Origin of the sequence: Latilactobacillus fragifolii (assembly GCF_905332535.1) — a bacterium.
Lineage (GTDB): Bacteria > Bacillota > Bacilli > Lactobacillales > Lactobacillaceae > Latilactobacillus > Latilactobacillus fragifolii.
This window is the reverse complement of sequence record NZ_CAJOCF010000003.1, coordinates 221,366-240,791: the sequence shown is the minus strand read 5'-3', so window position 1 is coordinate 240,791 and position 19,426 is coordinate 221,366. Positions and strand designations below refer to the sequence as shown.

The following is a 19,426-nucleotide window of genomic DNA, read 5'->3' as shown; positions in this document are numbered from 1 at the left end:
GGCAGAGGATTGGCAAAAAAACGCAAGACGGCAAAACGCAAACCAACAGCTAACTACTATACTAAGAAAAGACGCCACGCAACGAATTGGTTAGTGGTCGTTTTAGTGAGTCTATTTATTCTCGGTATTGGACTTGTCTTATTGGTGCAGTATAATGGCCAAAAGACACAAGAAGACCTTGCTAACCAAGCCAGACAGGAACAGCAATCGCGTCAAGCTAAAAAACAAGCGTTTATTAAAAAAATGGTGCCTTATGCCCAAGAATTACAGACGCAATATCATGTCTTACCAAGTATCACTTTAGCACAAGCCATTTTAGAAAGTAATTGGGGAAAGAGCGCCCTTGCTGCGCAATATCATAATTATTTTGGCATCAAGGGCGATGATGCGGCTAACACTAAGGAAATGACGACTAAGGAATATTTAAATGGGCAGTGGGTAACGACAACAGCACGTTTTAAAGTGTATAACAATTATCAAGAATCAATGCTTGATCATGTCCAATTGTTTGCTTATGGGACCTCTTGGAACCGAACACAGTATTTACACGTGATTGCGGCCACCAATTATGAGCAAGCCGCGTATGCATTACAACAAGATGGCTATGCGACTGATCCCGATTATCCAACGAAGTTAATCGAGCTTGTTAAGAAGTATCACCTCGATCAATATGATCAATAGCGCATACTATGAAACAAAGCATGCACACTTTCTGACTAATTAATTTAAAAAGAGGCCATTACAAATTCTGTTTTGTGATTGCCTCTTTTCAAATCGCTGAATACCTGGATTTGAGCTTGTTGTGATACTTTTTTTGTGGTAATCTATTTTTAATTCAATTTCAGAAAACATTATTAGTCGTTACTACAATCAGTGGTGATGTTTAACGATGCGATAAAGGAGAGCTCAGTGTGCGATTATTAGAGGAACGCATTAAAAAAGATGGTCAAGTATTAGGTCAAGACGTATTGAAGGTCGATAACTTCTTAAATCACCAAGTGGATCCGGATTTAATGGCTGCTATGGGTGAAGAATTCCAACGTTTATTTAAGGATAAGAAGATTACTAAAATCCTAACGGTTGAATCATCAGGCATTGCACCTGCAGTTTTCGCAGGCTTAGCATTCCACGTTCCCGTTGTTTTTGCAAGAAAGCACAAGAGTTTAACACTACAAGATAATATGTACAGCGCAACGGTTTATTCATATACGAAGAAAGTGAACAACCATATTTCAATTTCGAAGAAGTTCCTTAATGCAGACGACCGTGTTTTAGTCATTGATGATTTCTTAGCCAATGGTCAAGCGGTTGAAGGACTACTTTCAATTATTGAAGAAGCCGGTGCCCAACTAGAAGGCGTTGGCATTGTTATCGAAAAAACTTTCCAAAAAGGACGCGCATTATTAGATCAACGGGGGATTCAAGTCGAATCTTTAGCACGAATTGCCGCGTTTGAAGACGGCCAAGTGGTCTTTTTAGATGACAATCAATAACGGTTATTAAACGGAGTGCTAAGTAGCACTCTTTTTTTGTCTAAGAATTTGTTATCATGAAGGAAAGTATTAGGCAGACAGTGATTAAATTCGCTATAATAAGGGTATACAGTTTGGTGAACAGGAAAGCAGGTAATATGATGCCAGTTATTTATCCAGGACAAACCATCGGAATTATTGGAAATGATCAACGGGCCTATATGTTGGCGATCAAAGCTAAAGAAATGGGGTATCGGGTAGCCGCCATTGTGACGCCACAGATGCAAAATACCGCTTTTGCCCGCATAATTGATAGTCAAGTTGATGGTGAATTCAATGATTATCAAACATTAGTCCAACTTGGCGAAGTTAGTCAAGTGTTGACCTACACGAATGAATTATTAGATGAGATGGTGCTCGAACAATTGGCACAACAATACTATTTACCACAAGGCAGTAATGTGCTGTCAGTGACCCAAGATCGCTACCTCGAAAAAGTTTTCTTGAACGATTTAAACATCAATATTCCACCGTATGCGACCGTTGTCGATGCCAATGATATTCAAGATGCAATTGATTCAATCGGGTATCCATGTATTTTAAAACCAATCCAAAAAGGTTATGGCAAGCAGTATCAACGTTTTATTCAACAGCCGAGTGACCTTGAAAATATTGAGGCTTCGCTTGGATTAGGGTCTTATATTTTAGAATCTTGGATTCCTGATGCACAAGAACTATCAGTGATGGTTGTTAAAACTGAAGATGAGAAGTGTGTGACATTACCCGTCATTGAAAATGAGTTTGAAGATCATCGCTTAAAGATGTCGCTTGTGCCAGCGCGGATTAATCAAGATGTTGCGACTGAAATCAATCGATTAGCTCATTTAATTGGAGAAAAGCTAGCTTACACAGGTGTCTTTGGGGTTGAATTCTTTTTAACCCCCGCTATGAATATTTATGTGAAACGGATTATGCCAACACCGCACGCAACGGGCGATGTATTGACCCATACCTTGAATTTCTCGCAATATGAATATCATTTGAAGGCCATCTGTCAATTAGCAGTCGGGCCATCACGACTCAATAATGCGGGGATGACTTTAGGGATTCAAGAAAATCAACGGTCATTAATTCAAACCCAGATGAAGATTAAACCCGACTGGTACTTTAATTTGCACAACGTGACGGCCCATCAACAAATTGGTTCCGTCACTGCTACTGGCCAAGCAATTCAACCACTAATCGACAATTTTGAAGCAGCAGACTTGTATCAGAGTGTCTGAGTCTGTCGGCAATGTCTTGAGGACTACCGGCGTATCGTGCCGGAAAGCTAGGACAAATCAAGCACATTTGACCATTATCAACATTCGTGTAGTATTTGGAGGAGAAGTTTATGTTAGAGCGTTACACACGTCCCGAAATGGGGGCCATTTGGACAACGGAAAATCGGTATCAAGCTTGGTTGGAAGTTGAAATTTTAGCCGTTGAAGCTTGGGCTAAATTGGGCGAGATTCCCACAGAGGATGCGCAAAAAATTCGCGAGAATGCTAGCTTTGATTTGGCAGAAGTCAATCGGCTAGAAGCCATCACACACCATGATGTGGTCGCCTTTACCCGCGCTGTTTCTGAATCGCTTGCGGACGAAAAAAAGTGGGTGCACTATGGCCTGACCTCAACGGACGTTGTTGATACGGCACAGGGGTACATCTTGAAACAAGCAAATGACTTAATTCGGACTGATATTGCCAATTTGATGGCCGTTCTAAAAGAAAAAGCTTACGAATACCAAAATACCGTGATGATTGGGCGGACGCATGGGGTGCATGCGGAACCCACTACGTTTGGCTTGAAATTAGCAACATGGTATGCCGAAATGAAACGGAACCAAGACCGCTTTGAACGGGCCGCTAAAGGCGTTGAAGCTGGTAAAATCAGTGGGGCAGTCGGTACTTTTGCTAATATTCCGCCTGAAATTGAAGCGTATGTGACAGAACATTTAGGTATTCGGGCGCAAGATATTTCAACGCAAGTGCTCCCGCGAGATTTACATGCCGATTATATTAATACAATGGCAGTCGTTGCCACCTCAATTGAACATTTTGCAACTGAAATCCGTCACTTACAACGGACAGAAGTACGTGAAGTGGAAGAATTCTTCGCAAAGGGACAAAAAGGTTCTTCAGCGATGCCGCATAAACGTAATCCCATTAGTTCAGAAAATGTCAGTGGCTTAGCCCGGGTGATTCGCGGGCATGTGGTGACGGGGATGGAAGATGTGTCGCTATGGCACGAACGCGATATCTCACACAGTTCGGCTGAGCGGATTATTTTACCCGATACAACCATCCTATTGGACTACATTTTGAACCGTTTCACGCGGATTGTTAAGACCTTGACAGTCTTTCCTGAAAAGATGAAGGCCGATATGAACATCACGCATGGTTTAATTTACAGTCAACGCGTCTTGTTGAAGTTAGTGGATGCGGGCCTTAGCCGTGAAGCCGCCTATGATTTGGTTCAGCCTAAGACAGCCTTAGCGTGGGATGAGCAAAAAGATTTCCGCCAATTATTGGAAGCCGATCCCAAAGTCACCAGTCAACTCTCAAAGGCCGATTTAGATGATGCCTTTGATTACCAATGGCACTTAAAACAAGTTCAAACGATTTTTGATCGGGTGTTTGCATAAAGAATTAAGATTAAAAGCCATCTTAGCCTGTCAGTTAGGTTAAGGTGGCTTTTTTGGGCAAAACAAAGAAGGGCCAATTATGTATGTTAGTCGTCATTTTTAGCTTGAACTCAGTCTAATTCATGAAACGCGCCTTGCGTCAAGGTAGAAGATGGTCTAAAATAACAATCCATTTTACTAAGGCATGTTCGCTTTTTTCTACCTATCTAGTTTGGTATAATATAGACTGATTGCATTTACGGAAGGATGACTAATTTGTCTGAAAAAGAATTGTTACAAGGGATGAACGATAAGCAAGCTGAAGCGGTACTCACGACACAAGGACCACTTTTAATTATGGCGGGTGCCGGTAGTGGAAAGACCCGGGTGTTAACGCATCGGGTCGCTTATTTAATTGAAGAAAAGCACGTTTTACCATGGCGGGTCCTTGCGATTACGTTTACGAATAAAGCAGCACGTGAAATGCGTGAACGGGTGGGCAACTTACTTGGCGAAGGGGCTCAAGATGTTTGGGTATCCACCTTTCATGCCCTTTGTGTGCGGATTTTACGCCGCGAAATTGAACAAATTGGCTACAATCGCGCGTTCACGATTGCCGATCCTTCTGAACAATTGACGTTGATGCGCCATGTTTGCCGGGATTTAAACATCGATACGAAGAAGTTTGAACCAAAGGCGATTTTAGGGACGATTAGTAACGCTAAAAACGAACTCCAAACACCAAGCGATTATGCTGGGCTAGCAAATGGGCCGTTTGAAAAAATCGTGGCCCAATGCTATCACGAATACCAAAAACGGCTCCAACAAAATCAAGCGCTCGATTTCGATGATTTAATTATGCAAACGATTCGCTTATTTAACGAAAACCAATCAACGCTTGAACATTATCAAGAAAAATTCCAATACATCCATGTTGATGAATACCAAGATACCAATGAGGCCCAATATACATTGGTGAATATGTTAGCCAAAAAATATCGGAATCTCTGTGTTGTGGGGGACGCCGATCAAAGTATTTATGGTTGGCGCGGTGCTAACATGGACAATATCATGAACTTCGAACATGATTATCCAGATGCGAAAACAGTTATGTTAGAACAAAATTACCGTTCAACCAAAACGATTCTAGAAGCAGCCAACGGCGTCATTAACAATAATCAATACCGTAAGCCTAAGGAATTGTGGACAGAAAATAATGAAGGTCAACCAATTACTTACTATCGGGGACAAAGTGAACGGGATGAAGCCTTGTTTGTTATCACGAAGATTCAAGAAGAAATGCAAAAAAACCAGCGTAAATTTGGGGACTTCGCTGTTTTATACCGGACGAATGCCCAATCACGTTCGATTGAAGAGGCGTTTGTCAAAGCCAACATGCCATACAAGATGGTCGGCGGCCACAAGTTCTACGATCGTAAAGAAATTAAGGACATCTTGGCTTACCTACGGCTGGTTGTTAATGCATCCGATTCAATGAGCTTTGAACGAATCGTTAACAGTCCTAAACGGGGAATTGGCCCTGGAACACTTGAAAAATTAACACAGTTTGCCGATGATCATCAATGGTCACTACTTGAAGCGGCGCAAAATGCCGAACTGTCAACAATCCCTGGTAAGAGTCGCAAGACGCTGATTGATTTTGGGAACGTGATTGGTGACTTAGCAAAGATGCGCGAATTTTTAAATGTGACGGACTTAACAGAACAACTATTGGACAAGACTGGCTATAAAAAAGCACTCGAAGTTGAAAATACCCTTGAGGCCCAAAGTCGGTTAGAAAATATTGAAGAATTACTCTCAGTCACCAAACAATTCGATGAACATTACGAACCAGAAGACGATGATAGTGATTTATTTGTGGACTTCTTAGCAGAGCTATCATTGGTGTCTGATTTAGATTCCGTTGAAGAAGAAGCCAGTGAAGTGACGATGATGACCTTGCATGCTGCCAAAGGGCTGGAATTTCCAGTTGTCTTCTTGATGGGGATGGAAGAAGGCATCTTCCCACTATCACGTGCTTTATTGGAAGAAGACGAACTAGAAGAAGAACGCCGCTTGGCATATGTCGGCATTACTCGGGCTGAAAGCAAGTTGTATTTAACTAACGCCTATTCACGGATGTTATATGGGCGTCAGCAAAGTAACCAAGCCTCGCGCTTTGTCGGCGAAATTGACGACCAATTATTGGATTACGCAAATGGCACTACCGGCAGTATTCCAGAACGCAAGGTCCCGTTTGGCCAGAGCAATCGTTATGCACGGGCAACGGCCACAACGTATAATACAAATAAAACAACCACGAGTCACAAAATCGCCGATACAACTGGTGGCGATAACCGTGGCGTTTGGACAGCCGGCCAAAAGGTCCAACATAAAAAGTGGGGAATTGGGACAGTCGTTAAGGTCAACGGCACAGGTAATGATCAAGAACTAGATATCGCCTTCAAAGAACAAGGGGTCAAAAGACTACTAGCAAGCTTTGCACCAATTGAAAAAGTAGAATAGAGTGCAACGACAGGCGCTTATATTTTGAGCATTAACTGGATTTGACGAATTGGCGATGTAATCGCCGATTTGGCAAATTTGGTTAAGCGCAGAAATATGCCTGGCGGAGTACGTTTAAAAAAAGAGTGTGGTTAAAGTGGTTTGACTCTGAGCATTAGCACAGTGTTGGGGATGAACGAAAAAGTCGGTTGTTTACAATGCGAAGCTAAGCACAAGAGGCAGCTTTAAAAAATACGTTTCAAAGCATAAATAGTGAGGAGGGATCACATGGGATTAGCTAAACCAATCGATCAATATACGCAAACTGAAGCAGCCGCGGCGGCCCAAGAACTCCGCCAGACGTTAACTGAATACAGCGAAGCATACTACACTCAGGATGCGCCGCTGGTCGAAGATCACGTGTATGATGAACTGTATCGCGACTTAGAAATGTTGGAAGCGGCCTTTCCAATGATTGTTACTAATGACTCACCTACGCAAAAAGTCGGTGATCAAGTTCTACCGGGCTTTAAAAAAGTAACCCATGCAGTACCGATGTTATCGATGGGGGACGTTTTTTCTGAGGAAGAGCTCGCTACTTTTAATCATCGCCTCCAAAAAAGCGTTGAGCATGCCATTGAATATAATGTCGAATTAAAAATTGATGGTCTTGCTATTGACTTAGTCTATGAAAATGGGCAATTTGTCCGCGGTGCGACGCGGGGCAATGGGACGATTGGCGAAGACATTACCCAGAATCTTAAGACCATCAAAGCAATTCCGAAAAAATTAACCAAGCCGGTCTCAATTGAAGTGCGTGGCGAATGTTACATGCCCAAAGCCTCTTTTGCGGCATTGAATGAAAAACGGGAGGCAGAAGGCCAGCCACCATTTGCCAATCCGCGGAATGCGGCTGCTGGGAGTTTACGACAATTAGATGCGAAAGTCGCAGCTGATCGGAATTTAAGTGTTTTCATGTACACAATTGTCACGTTTGACGATGTGCAAGTAACAACGCAACATGAAGCGCTTGAAGTACTCGCAGAATTGGGGTTTAACGTTAACCCAACGGCTGCAGTTTGCCACAATATGACAGAGGTAAAAGCTTTTATCGAACGGTATCAAGCCATACGCGATGACTTAGAATACGGTATCGATGGCGTCGTGCTAAAAGTAAATGACTTAGCCCTACAACGCCAACTTGGGAATACAGTTAAGGTGCCTCGGTGGGAAATTGCTTATAAATTCCCGCCTGAAGAAGCGGCGACCATCGTCCGGGACATCGAATGGACAATTGGTCGGACGGGAGTCGTCACACCAACTGCTGTGATGGACCCTGTCCAATTAGCCGGAACAACCGTCGCACGGGCTTCATTGCATAACGCTGATATGTTACGAGATAAAGACGTCCGTTTATTGGACACGGTTTTATTACACAAAGCCGGCGATATCATTCCGGAAATTTCACAAGTGGTACTGGCTAAACGACCAACTGACAGCCAGCCGTATGTGATCCCGACGGAATGTCCCTCATGTGGGCATGAATTAGTTCATTTGGATGAAGAGGTCGCATTACGGTGTATCAATCCGATGTGCCCGGCTCAGGTGAAGGAACAGTTAACACATTTTGCTTCCAGAAATGCGATGAACATTGACGGCTTAGGACCACGGATTATCGCCCAGTTACTGGACCAAGGATTGGTCCACGATGTTGCCGATTTATACCGCTTAACTGCCGATCAATTAGCACAATTGGATAAATTTAAAGAAAAATCTATTAATAATTTGTTAAATGCCATTGAAGCTAGTCGCCAGAATTCGCTAGAAAGGTTATTATTTGGATTAGGGATTCGCCACGTTGGTGCCAAAGCAGCACGTTTGTTAGCTGAACATTTCTTGACAATGGAGGCTTTGATGGCCAGTGATCAAGCAGAAATCATGTCAGTCGAGACGATTGGTGAGACGATTGCCGATAGCCTAGTAACATATTTTGCTGATGATCAAGTTCAAACCTTAATTCACGAATTAGCTGAAGTGCAAGTCAACCTAACTTATACTGGTGTGACGAAGGCCCAAGCCACCAATAGTGACAGCTACTTCAACGGAAAGACAGTTGTCTTGACCGGTAAATTATCGCAATATACGCGCGGTGAGTTGAAGCAACAACTTGAAGATAACGGCGCTAAAGTGACCGGCTCAGTTTCGAAAAAAACAGACATGTTGATCGTTGGAGAAGATGCTGGCAGTAAATTAGCCAAGGCGCAAGCATTAGGGATTCCAATCATTAACGAAGCGGACCTAGACAGTTATTTGGCGCAATAAAAGAATCAATTAGGACTGATAAGGAGGCCATCTTCAGTGGCAAAGTATAAATTATGGGTAGTTGCAGCCGCAACCGTTCTGTTGTTGGCAGGTTGTACGAGTTTACAAGGTAATTCGAGTTCATCATCAGCAACTAAGTCGACTAAGAAGTTACAAACGACCGGGAAAGTAACTGACAGTATGTATGAAGGGGTTATTGATAATAAACATTACAAGACAAGTCAGACGCGGGGCTTAACCACCCAACAAAGTAATACGGCATTTGATGTAAAGAGTTTGGAAAGTGGTTTATTAAATATTTCTAAAAAACAATTTCCAACTGATAAATACCTCTATCAAGAAGGCCAAACCATTAAAACGGCGGAGGCCCAAAAATGGTTGGCTCGTCAATCCAAAACGAATCCCCTTGGTTTGAACCCAGAAGATAATGGTGAAAAAGAACCAGATAAGCGAAATCCATTATATCTCCAACAAATCTTAGAACAAGACTTCTTAGGTTCAGATGGTGCGCTTGAAGGAATGAGTATTGGCCTTGGGATGAATCAAATTGATTATTATACCAAGGAACAATATGGGGCTACTTTTGAAACCAAAATTTCTAGCGCCATGATGGCACAGCAAGGCAAACAAATGGCCAATAAGGTCTTAGCACGATTACGACAGAAAAAAGGCTTGAGTAAGACAACGATTGTAGTGGGACTTTATAAACAAGCACCCAAAGATAGCTTAGTAGGCGGGACTTTCTTTGCCTATGGGGTTAGCAAAAATGGGAGCACAACGATTGATTCCTGGCATGAAATGAACCAAGCGAACCAAGTTTTCCCACTAGTTAATAATGAAAAAGCGGTTAATCAAAGTGATGTTGATGCGTTCAGTAGTTTCAAAGAACAGGTGGAAACTTTCTTCCCAAACTTGAGCGGTGTAACAGCCCAAGCGCATTATGAAGACGGGGTGTTAGCTGGTATGAATATCACGGTTAACACGCAATTCTACAGTCAAACCGAGATTATGAGTTTCACGCAGTACATCGCAACTGCTGCGGATAAATATTTACCACAAAATATCCCATTAGATATTTCCATCTCGTCTGCAGAAGGGATGCAAGCCTATGTCGGGCGATCAGCCGGTAGTAAAGGTTTTTCAACCCACGTATTTGGTAGTTATTAATTCAAGCATGCGACAACAGGCACCTGGCTGTTGATACGATGCCTAAATAGCCCCGACAACTAACAAAGTTGTCGGGGCTATTTTTGGGTGTTCAAAAAATCTTTGGTTGTAATTTTAAAAATAACAGTGTACAATACGCAATGTTGTTGTTATTTTATTTATTACACCAAAGGAGAGCGACATGAACGATTTTAAAACAGCACGGTATTGGCTAACCAATGCGGATGCCATCATTATAAGCGCTAGTAACGGGTTATCAATTGCAGAAGGCTACAATATTTTTGCACACGATGAAGCGTTTATGACCCGCTTTGGGGCTTTCTATGAACGCTACGGAATTATGAATATTCTTCAAGGGGTTTTATACAACTACCCAACAGCAGCCGAACGAGACGCATTTTATAAAGTATTGTTCGATTATATGATTGATCATTATGAAGCGACACCGGTTTTTCAAGATTTAAAGCAACTAGTGGGCGCTCATGAATACTTTGTTGTCACATCAAATGGTGACATGCATTTTCAATTAAGTGGCTTTGATGACCAACGCATTTTTGAAGTGGAAGGCAATTTTGGTAACAATCAAAACCCAATGCCGATGATTGAAAAGCAACAAGCGAAATTTAAGGCATTTGTTCAAAAGTACCGTTCACAAAAGGTGGTCGTTCTAGAATTAGGGATTGGTGCTAATAATCAACTAATTAAAGCACCACTCATGTACTTGGTGGCGCAAAGGCCGAGTTACCGTTACATCACATTGAATTTACCACACGAAATCAAGATTCCCACGGCCATTGCGCAACGCTCAATCGGCCTTGCTGGATCAATCGATGATAATTTTAAGGAGCTACTCAAAAATGACTAATTCAGACTATCAAATAACACTTCAAAAAATGGCAACGGCCATCAAAGCGGCGGACTACGTCATCGTAGGCGGCGCAGCCGGGATGTCAGCTGCGGCTGGACCCGATTGGTACAATCCGGGCGATCCGACCTATCTCGAGAAATTTAAAGCCATTGAAGATAAGTATCACGCTGGCAGTTTGTGGCGTAATTATTATCTAGAACAATATACAGGAAAAAATTGGGAAAACCGTGGCGACTATTGGGGGTTTAAACTAACAGTCGCCCACTATAATTTGCATGTGGCGATTTTTCAACCTTATTATGATTTAAAAGCGGTCCTCAAAGACAAAGATTACGATATCATCACGACTAATCAAGATTGCCAATTTCCAAGAGCCTTTCCGGAGAAGGAGGTGGCCACGATTCAAGGTGACTGGTCTTATTTCCAATGTGCGAATAAGTGCCATGACCAAGTTTATCCGAGCCAGCCAATTGTTGATCAGTTATTTCCGCAAATTGAAGATGGTCATTTACCTGAAGACTTAATTCCGCGGTGTCCTAAATGTGGTGCTGAAATGTTGGAATGGGTTCGTGGTTATGAATTTCTTGAAGGTGATTACTACGCAGAACAATATGCAAAGTATCGCCAATTTATTCAAAAAGCTGAAGGTCAAAAAACGGTTTATCTAGAATTAGGCGTGGGCATGATGACCCCGATGTTTATTAAAGAACCGTTTATGAATTTGACGTACCAAAATCCTCAGGCGACTTATATCACCGTTAACCCTAAAGATGCGCTTGTTCCACGTGAATTAGCCGACCGCGGGCTTGCAGTGAAATATGACTTAGCTAAAGTTCTCGCGGATCTAAAAGAGTGCGGCGTCAGTCGGGTATCGACTGAGGATTAACACAGAATGACGAATAATCGCGTTAGCGATTGTTGGGCATTCAGGGTTAACCGGAAGATGATGGCTGACAAAGCACGTTTAAAAGAGTGCGGCGTTAGCCGGGTAGCTGCTGAGGGGTAACGCACACAAAAAGGTTGGGCCATTTGCCCAACCTTTTTGTGTTAGTTTTCATAAAGTTTTAATGCCGGATTTTCAGCAAGTCGTTGTTGATATTGTTGGATAATGTCGGCTAGTTTGATGGTTTGCATTTGTTTTTCAGCAGTTTCTTGAATTTGATCGTAGTAAGTAGCAAGCGATAATTGAATATTTTGTCCAGGCCCGCAGTTGGGATCAATTTGGGTATCGATATTCAATAACCGTGTATCATCGACGGCCTTATAGATATCACAGAGCGAGATTTGCTCCGGAGTCTTTGTTAGCTTGGGTTCAGCATGGCCCTTAACGCTCGTCAATAGACCAGCTGTCTTGAGTTGCCCCATGATTTGGCGAATAAAAGAGGGGTTGGTATTGATACTTTTAGCAATACGCTGACTGGAAAGGTTATTAAACGGATTTAAAGAAATCAGTGTCATCACGTGGACGGCATTGCTTAAACGAACTGATTTTTTCATGGTAGCCTCCTTTTTAAAAAGATGTTATTAAGAGTATAACACCTATTAAGCCGTTCTGCTGTAAGCAGAATGTTAAATGAAAATTAAATCAAGGCGCTTAAAAAATATGCCAACCGATTAGGTGGTTGCAATCAGCAGTTTTGATCTGATGATAACGATGAAAGCTCGAATAAAAATAGATTTATATTTTAAGAAGTAGCAGGCAATAAAAAAAGTTCATCCCAAATTTAGGATGAACGAATCAAACGGTCATATGCTTATTTTAGCAGTGGAGTGGTTATGTTGCTTGTCGCTTAGCTGCTGCTGACGGTTATTAGTTTAGCTGAAAAGCCTTAGTGATTAATGTTTCCAATGATGACATGATTTGATGGCTAACCCAATTTGTTGTAAGTTGTTTGAAAACAACGGCTTTTGGCCCGATTTCATGTTTTTTAGGCATTGGTTTAAAAGTTTCGGCTGGTTGTTTTTCAACCGCTGTTTCTTTAGGCTGCTCAGTTGCGACTTTCGGTGTGGCTACTGTTTCATCTTGAGCTTTTACTGGCGCTGTTGTGTGCCGTGTGCCATCTGCTGATTCCCAGTAGTGCGTTGTTTGTCCGTTAATTGTTTCGGTGACTTCCACGGGTTGACTGTCATCGATTTCTGCTTGTAACCATGCTTCTTCTAAAGCGGCTTGTTCGGCGGCGGCTTTTTTGGCGTTAGCGACCATTTCAGGTGTTACCCCAGTGAGCGTTACGCTAACGGAAGTCGTCGTAGCTGATGTTGGCGTACTTTGTAAGGTAATGCCACCCACTAAACTTAAAACGAATACTGCTACCAGGCGTTTTGCGACATTGTTTTTCATATGACAACACTCCTCCATAAGTTAATAATAATCTTGTACATTATTCACAAATTCTTATCTGTGTCTATTATATAAGATTGAGCGAATGCTTGTCTATAATAAACTATTATAAATGATATCGTATTCTAATGAATTGCATAACGTTTAATTGCACCTTGGCAGAGAACATGAAAATATCTTTTTGATAGCTACTAAGATCGTTAAAGATTAGGAAAAACTGTTAAATTCCAAGGGATGTCACTTTCTTATACGTTAATATATGGTAAAATTAACCAGAATGGATAAAAGTGACAGAATTAGAAGAGGGGTTTACTCATGATTGATAAAACACAAGTTCAGCATGTCGCAGAACTTTCAAAATTAGCTTTTAGCGATGCTGAGTTAGAACAATTTACTGAACAACTTGCAGACATCATGAAAATGACTGATGAATTAAATAAAGTTGATACAACAGGCGTCCCAGTGACGACCCATGTGAATAACCTTCAAAATATTGTCCGCGAAGATGTGGCCCAAGCCGGCACAGATCGCGATATTTTAATGAAGAATGCACCAGATTCAGCGGATGGCTTATTGAAAGTCCCTGCCATTATGGATAAGGAGGAAGACTAGCCGTGAATTACTTATATGAAGATTTACAAAGCATCCACGCTAAATTAGTGGCTGGCGACTTAACTGCTAGCCAATTAGTAACTGAAACCGTTGCTGAAATCAAAAAGAAAGAACCACAAGTCGATGCTTTTTTAGCCATCGATGAAGCTGGTGCACAAGCTGCAGCTGCAAAAGTGGACGCACAACCAATCGACGCAGCTAATTTGTTAGCCGGGATGCCAATTGGGATTAAAGATAACTTATTAACCGATGGCTTAACAACCACGGCTGCTAGTAAAATGCTTGAAAACTTTACGCCGGTGTTTGATGCAACGGTGGTCGAAAAATTAAAAGCTAAAGATGCGATTGTAATTGGTAAAAATAACATGGATGAATTCGCAATGGGTTCATCAACAGAAACATCTGCTTTTAAGAAAACTAAGAATCCATGGAATTTAGACAAAGTTCCTGGCGGTTCATCAGGTGGTTCAGCAGCGGCAGTTGCGGCTGGTGAAGTTGTTGCTTCTTTAGGGACGGACACGGGGGGCTCAATTCGCCAACCCGCAGCCTTTAATGGCATCGTCGGTATCAAACCAACTTATGGTCGTGTATCACGTTGGGGGGCCATTGCGTTTGCCTCTAGTTTGGATCAAGTCGGGGTCTTCAGCCGGACAGTGGCTGATAACGCCACTGTTTTACAAGCCATCAGTGGCCATGATGAAAAAGACAGTACGAGTGCAACGATTCCCGTTCCTGATTTCCGGGCTGCTTTAGATGGTGACATCAAAGGGATGAAGATTGCTGTTGCCAAAGAATACATGGCAGAAGGGGTTGAACCAGGGGTGAAAGCTCAAATCGAAACAGCCCTTGAAACTTTGAAGTCATTGGGTGCAACGGTCGATGAAGTCAGCTTGCCTAACTCTAAATATGCCGTACAAACTTACTATATTATTGCCTCAAGTGAAGCATCCTCTAACTTGTCACGTTTTGACGGGATTCGTTATGGTTACCGTTCACCTGAAGCTAAGACCCTTGAAGATGTGTACGTTAAATCACGTTCAGAAGGTTTCGGTGATGAAGTGAAACGCCGGATTATGTTAGGCACATTTGCTCTTTCATCAGGTTTTTACGATGCTTACTTCAAAAAGGCTGGTCAAGTACGGACATTAATCGTGCGTGATTTTGAAAAAGTCTTCGCAGACTATGATTTAGTGGTCGGTCCAACAACCCCCACAACAGCTTTTGATCTAGGCCGTAAAATATCAGATCCAGTGACAATGTATATGAATGATATCTTGACAATCCCTGCTAACATGGCTGGCCTACCAGCCATGTCAGTCCCTGCTGGTTTAGTAGATGGCATGCCAGTTGGCTTACAAATTATTGGGAAAGCATTTGATGAAGAATCTGTTTATCGTGCAGGTTATGCCTTTGAACAAGCTACTCAATTTAATAAGAACGTTCCAAGCTTCAAAGGAGGAAAAGCCTAATGAATTTCGAAACAACAATCGGACTTGAAGTGCATATTGAATTAAAAACTAATTCAAAAATGTACAGTCCATCTCCTGTAAACTATGGTGCAGAACCAAACACCAACACGAATGTGATTGACTGGGGTTATCCAGGGACCTTGCCAACTTTGAATAAAGGGGCTTATACCTTGGGGATGATGGTTGCAACTGCCTTGCACGCTGATATTGCGCGTGATACCCATTTCGACCGGAAGAATTATTTTTATCCAGATAATCCCAAAGCTTACCAAATTACACAATACGAACAACCGCTTGGTAAAGATGGCTACATCGAAGTTGAAGTTGATGGTCACACGAAAAAAATTGGGATTGCTGAATTACACGTTGAAGAAGATGCTGGGAAGAATACCCATGGCTCTGATGGCTATTCATATGTCGATTTAAACCGTCAAGGGACTGCCTTGATTGAAATTGTTTCAAAACCCGATATGTCAACGCCTGAAGAAGCGTATGCATACCTCGAAACCTTACGTCAAATCGTTCAATTTACTGGTGCATCTGACGTTAAGATGGAAGAAGGTTCAATGCGGGTGGATACTAACATTTCTGTGCGACCAATTGGCGCGAAGAAATATGGTGTAAAATCAGAATTAAAGAACTTGAACTCGTTTAATCATGTGCGTTTAGGCTTAGCTTATGAAATCAAACGCCAATCACAACTCTTGATTGCGGGCGAAACAGTACGTCCTGAAACGCGGCGTTTTGATGAAAAAACCGGTGAAACATACCTCATGCGGGTCAAGACCGGAGCGGATGATTATCGTTATTTCCCAGAACCAGATTTACCACCATTGCACATTGATGATGATTGGTTACAAGAAGTCCAAGACAGTATGCCTGAAATGCCGGCTAAACGACGTGCACGGTACGTTGCTGAATTAGGCTTGCCTGAATACGATGCGGGTGTCTTGACCAATACCAAAGAAATGTCTGACTTCTTCGAAGCAGCTGTTGCTGACGGGGCCGCACCTAAGCAAGTTTCTAACTGGTTGATGGGTGAAGTAAATGCTTATTTGAATGACAAACAAATTGATCTTCAAGAAACAGCCCTTACCCCGGCGCATTTAGCACAAATGATTAACTTGATTAAAGACGGGATTATTTCATCGAAGATTGCTAAGAAAGTCTTCCAAGAAATTATCCAAAATGATACGGATCCCAAAGCTTGGGTTGAAGCAAAAGGCATGGTCCAATTATCAGACCCGGCTAAGCTGACCCCAATTATCACAGGGATTTTAGATGACAACCAACAATCAATTGATGATTTCAAGAACGGTAAAGACCGCGCAGTAGGTTTCTTAATCGGAAAGATTATGAAAGAAACGCGAGGTCAAGCTAATCCAAAAGTTGTGAATGACTTGTTGATGGCCGAATTGAACAAACGATAATTGATATTTTAGGAGATTCGAATGCAAAAACGTGCACGGTTAATTTATAATCCAACTTCAGGACATGAAGTGATGAAACGTAGTGTCGCTGATATTCTGGATATTTTAGAACAAGCGGGTTATGAAGCGAGTGCGTTTCAAACGACGCCTGAAGAAGCTTCAGCGCAAAAAGAGGCCACAAGAGCAGCCAAAGCAGACTTCGATTTAATTGTTGCCGCTGGCGGAGACGGGACAATCAATGAAGTGGTCAACGGAATTGCCGGCTTAGAAAAGCGCCCCATGATGGCGGTGATTCCTGCTGGGACGACAAACGATTATGCGCGGGCGTTGAAGATTCCGCGGGATAATCCAGTTGAAGCCGCCCGCGTGATTTTGAAGAATCAAACGCTTAAGATGGATATCGGGCGAGCTAATGATAATTATTTCATGAACATTGCTGGTGGTGGCTTGCTAACGGAATTGACCTACGAAGTCCCATCAGACTTTAAGTCGATTTTTGGCTACCTTGCGTATGTCGTGAAGGGCGCAGAGATGTTACCCCAAATTAAACCGATTAAGATGCATCTGGAATATGATGAGGGAACGTATGATGGCGAAGCTTCCTTATTTTTACTTGGTCTAACCAACTCGGTTGGCGGGTTTGAACAGATTGCTCCTGATGCCCAGCTGAATGATGGTAATTTCTCGTTAATTGTCGTTAAAACAGCCAATATGGCTGAATTAGTCCATTTAATCGCACTTGTCATTAAAGGTGGCAAACACGTTAATGATCCACGGGTCATTTATACTAAGACTTCGAAATTAGTGGCGCGTCCGGGTGATGATGACGTTAAGATGATGATTAATTTAGATGGCGAATATGGCGGCGATGCACCAATGACCTTTACCAACTTACAACAGCATATCGAGATGTATGTGAATAAGGAAGATATTCCAGATCATGCGATTACCTCAGAAATACCGACTCAACAGTCTAGCGAAGCTTTATTTGTGAAGGAAGTCGAAACGATTTCTGAAGAAGACATAGACGGCGATGGTAAAATAGGTTAAACTGGAACATTGGATAACGTGGGCGGATTGACCGCACACTTGGAGCTAAGAAAAGAGTCCGAAGCAAAACTTAGTTTTGTCTCAGACTCTTTTTACACAATTAAAAAGAGGTAACTATGAAAATACAAGCACCTGTAAGAAAAAATGAAACATTGACGGTTGATATTATGGATTTAACCTATGAAGGCATGGGGGTCGCTAAAGTCGATAACTATCCATTGTTTATCGAAGGCGTTTTGCCCGACGAACAAGCTGAAATCCAAGTGACAAAGGTTAATAAACAATATGGTTTTGCGCGCTTAGTTAATTTACTGAAGAAGAGTCCTGACCGTGTTGAATCAAAAGCTAACATCTACTCACAAACGGGGATTGCACCGTTACAACACTTAGCTTATCCAGCACAATTAGCCTTCAAGCGGAATCAAGTCTTGAACGTCTTTCAAAAAGCCCATTTGGACATCCCAGTACAACCGGTTTTAGGAATGGATGAACCAACAGGCTATCGGAATAAAGCCCAAGTTCCAGTTCGCTTTATTGATGGGGCGTTAACAACCGGTTTCTACCGGAAACATAGCCATCAAGTGATGCCAATGGAAGATTTCTATATTCAAGATCCTAAGATTGACGAAGCCATTAAGGTGGTTCGCGATATTTTACGGCGCTTTTATATTGATCCATACAATGAAGACACGCATAAAGGGGTTTTGAAAACAATCATGGTTCGTCGTGGTTATTACAGCCATGAAATGATGATTGTCTTTATCACGCGTAGTAAGAAATTACCGGCAGCCCGTGAAATCGCCATTGAAATTAAGAAGGCATTACCAGAAGTGGTCAGCATCATGCAAAACGTTAATGCGGCACAAACGAACGTCATTTTTGGGGATGTAACGAAATTAATCGCCGGGCGTGACTTTATCCGCGATGAATTAATGGGCTTGAAGTTCGAAATTTCAGCGCAATCATTCTATCAAGTTAATCCAGTTCAAACGGAAGTCTTGTATAACAAGGCAATCGAAGCTGCTGAATTAACGGGTAACGAAACGGTCATCGATGCTTATTCTGGAATTGGGACAATTTCATTAGCGGTCGCTAAACATGCTAAGCAAGTTTACGGTGTTGAAGTCGTTGAATCAGCTGTCATGGATGCCCGCCATAACGCCAAGATTAATGGCATTGAAAACGTTGAATTTACTCTAGGTAAAGCTGAAGAAGTAATGGCCCAATGGCAAGCAGACGATTTAAAAGTCGATGCATTGATTGTTGATCCACCTCGTAAAGGATTAGAAGGTAGCTTCATCGAAGCTGTCGGTCAATTAAAACCGGCCAAGATGGTCTATGTCAGCTGTAACCCAGCAACATTGGCGCGTGATTTAGAATTATTGGCAGCCCAAGGCTACCAAGCCGAAAGTACCCAACCAGTGGACATGTTCCCCCAAACCCTACACGTCGAAAGTGTTACTAAATTAGTATTAAAATAGCGTACGTTGTCAGTCGGGATCCTCTGAGTTACTCCTCAGAGGATGGT

Annotated in this window: 16 protein-coding genes; 14 read left to right on the top strand and 2 right to left on the bottom strand. The window is 42.2% G+C overall.

The window, feature by feature from the left end:
• Positions 1-9: 9 nt before the first annotated feature.
• The 9 genes from J7Q78_RS05780 (at position 10) to J7Q78_RS05740 (ending at position 11,885) form a co-directional block, all read left to right on the top strand.
• Positions 10-681: a glycoside hydrolase family 73 protein gene (locus J7Q78_RS05780; protein ID WP_208422026.1), complete on the top strand. Its 672-nt coding sequence runs from the start codon at positions 10-12 to the stop codon at positions 679-681.
• 230 nt (positions 682-911) lie between these two features.
• Positions 912-1,493: a xanthine phosphoribosyltransferase gene (locus J7Q78_RS05775; RefSeq protein WP_154242493.1), complete on the top strand. Its 582-nt coding sequence runs from the start codon at positions 912-914 to the stop codon at positions 1,491-1,493.
• Between the two features lie 140 nt (positions 1,494-1,633).
• Positions 1,634-2,755, top strand: a complete 1,122-nt coding sequence (locus J7Q78_RS05770; protein WP_235688062.1) for an ATP-grasp domain-containing protein — start codon at positions 1,634-1,636, stop codon at positions 2,753-2,755.
• 110 nt (positions 2,756-2,865) lie between these two features.
• Entirely contained in the window at positions 2,866-4,158 is a 1,293-nt protein-coding gene (gene purB / locus J7Q78_RS05765; protein WP_154242492.1) for an adenylosuccinate lyase, read from the top strand.
• Between the two features lie 282 nt (positions 4,159-4,440).
• Positions 4,441-6,663, top strand: coding sequence for a DNA helicase PcrA (gene pcrA / locus J7Q78_RS05760; RefSeq protein ID WP_407929558.1), 2,223 nt, complete (start codon positions 4,441-4,443; stop codon positions 6,661-6,663).
• 267 nt (positions 6,664-6,930) lie between these two features.
• The gene (gene ligA / locus J7Q78_RS05755) at positions 6,931-8,964 is read left to right on the top strand and encodes an NAD-dependent DNA ligase LigA (RefSeq protein ID WP_208422024.1); all 2,034 of its coding nucleotides are present in this window, start codon (positions 6,931-6,933) and stop codon (positions 8,962-8,964) included.
• A gap of 36 nt (positions 8,965-9,000) precedes the next feature.
• Entirely contained in the window at positions 9,001-10,131 is a 1,131-nt protein-coding gene (locus J7Q78_RS05750; protein ID WP_208422023.1) for a CamS family sex pheromone protein, read from the top strand.
• A 181-nt stretch (positions 10,132-10,312) separates the two neighbouring features.
• Positions 10,313-10,996, top strand: coding sequence for an SIR2 family NAD-dependent protein deacylase (locus tag J7Q78_RS05745; protein WP_208422022.1), 684 nt, complete (start codon positions 10,313-10,315; stop codon positions 10,994-10,996).
• Positions 10,989-11,885, top strand: a complete 897-nt coding sequence (locus tag J7Q78_RS05740) for an SIR2 family NAD-dependent protein deacylase (RefSeq protein WP_208422021.1) — start codon at positions 10,989-10,991, stop codon at positions 11,883-11,885. The genes J7Q78_RS05745 and J7Q78_RS05740 overlap by 8 nt, the downstream gene beginning before the upstream one ends.
• A 161-nt stretch (positions 11,886-12,046) precedes the next feature.
• Here J7Q78_RS05740 and J7Q78_RS05735 read toward each other — a convergent pair whose 3' ends face one another.
• The gene (locus tag J7Q78_RS05735; RefSeq protein ID WP_208422020.1) at positions 12,047-12,496 is read right to left on the bottom strand and encodes an Rrf2 family transcriptional regulator; all 450 of its coding nucleotides are present in this window, start codon (positions 12,494-12,496) and stop codon (positions 12,047-12,049) included.
• 313 nt (positions 12,497-12,809) lie between these two features.
• A complete protein-coding gene (locus tag J7Q78_RS05730) occupies positions 12,810-13,337 on the bottom strand; it encodes a hypothetical protein (protein WP_208422019.1) in 528 nt (175 codons plus the stop codon).
• Between the two features lie 315 nt (positions 13,338-13,652).
• Between J7Q78_RS05730 and gatC the strand changes: the two genes are divergently transcribed.
• The 5 genes from gatC to rlmD all read left to right on the top strand — a co-directional run bounded on the left by gatC (position 13,653) and on the right by rlmD (position 19,379).
• On the top strand, positions 13,653-13,949 hold the full coding sequence (gatC, locus tag J7Q78_RS05725) for an Asp-tRNA(Asn)/Glu-tRNA(Gln) amidotransferase subunit GatC (protein WP_154242486.1): 297 nt from the start codon (positions 13,653-13,655) through the stop codon (positions 13,947-13,949).
• A 2-nt stretch (positions 13,950-13,951) separates the two neighbouring features.
• Positions 13,952-15,418 carry an Asp-tRNA(Asn)/Glu-tRNA(Gln) amidotransferase subunit GatA gene (gatA, locus tag J7Q78_RS05720; protein WP_208422018.1) on the top strand — a complete coding sequence of 489 codons (1,467 nt, stop codon included), beginning with the start codon at positions 13,952-13,954 and terminating at the stop codon, positions 15,416-15,418.
• The gene (gene gatB / locus J7Q78_RS05715) at positions 15,418-16,848 is read left to right on the top strand and encodes an Asp-tRNA(Asn)/Glu-tRNA(Gln) amidotransferase subunit GatB (protein ID WP_154242484.1); all 1,431 of its coding nucleotides are present in this window, start codon (positions 15,418-15,420) and stop codon (positions 16,846-16,848) included. Before gatA ends, gatB begins: the two co-directional genes overlap by 1 nt.
• Positions 16,849-16,869: 21 nt before the next feature.
• Positions 16,870-17,898 carry a diacylglycerol kinase gene (locus J7Q78_RS05710; RefSeq protein WP_154242483.1) on the top strand — a complete coding sequence of 343 codons (1,029 nt, stop codon included), beginning with the start codon at positions 16,870-16,872 and terminating at the stop codon, positions 17,896-17,898.
• A 116-nt stretch (positions 17,899-18,014) separates the two neighbouring features.
• Positions 18,015-19,379 carry a 23S rRNA (uracil(1939)-C(5))-methyltransferase RlmD gene (rlmD, locus tag J7Q78_RS05705; protein WP_208422017.1) on the top strand — a complete coding sequence of 455 codons (1,365 nt, stop codon included), beginning with the start codon at positions 18,015-18,017 and terminating at the stop codon, positions 19,377-19,379.
• Positions 19,380-19,426: the final 47 nt, after the last annotated feature.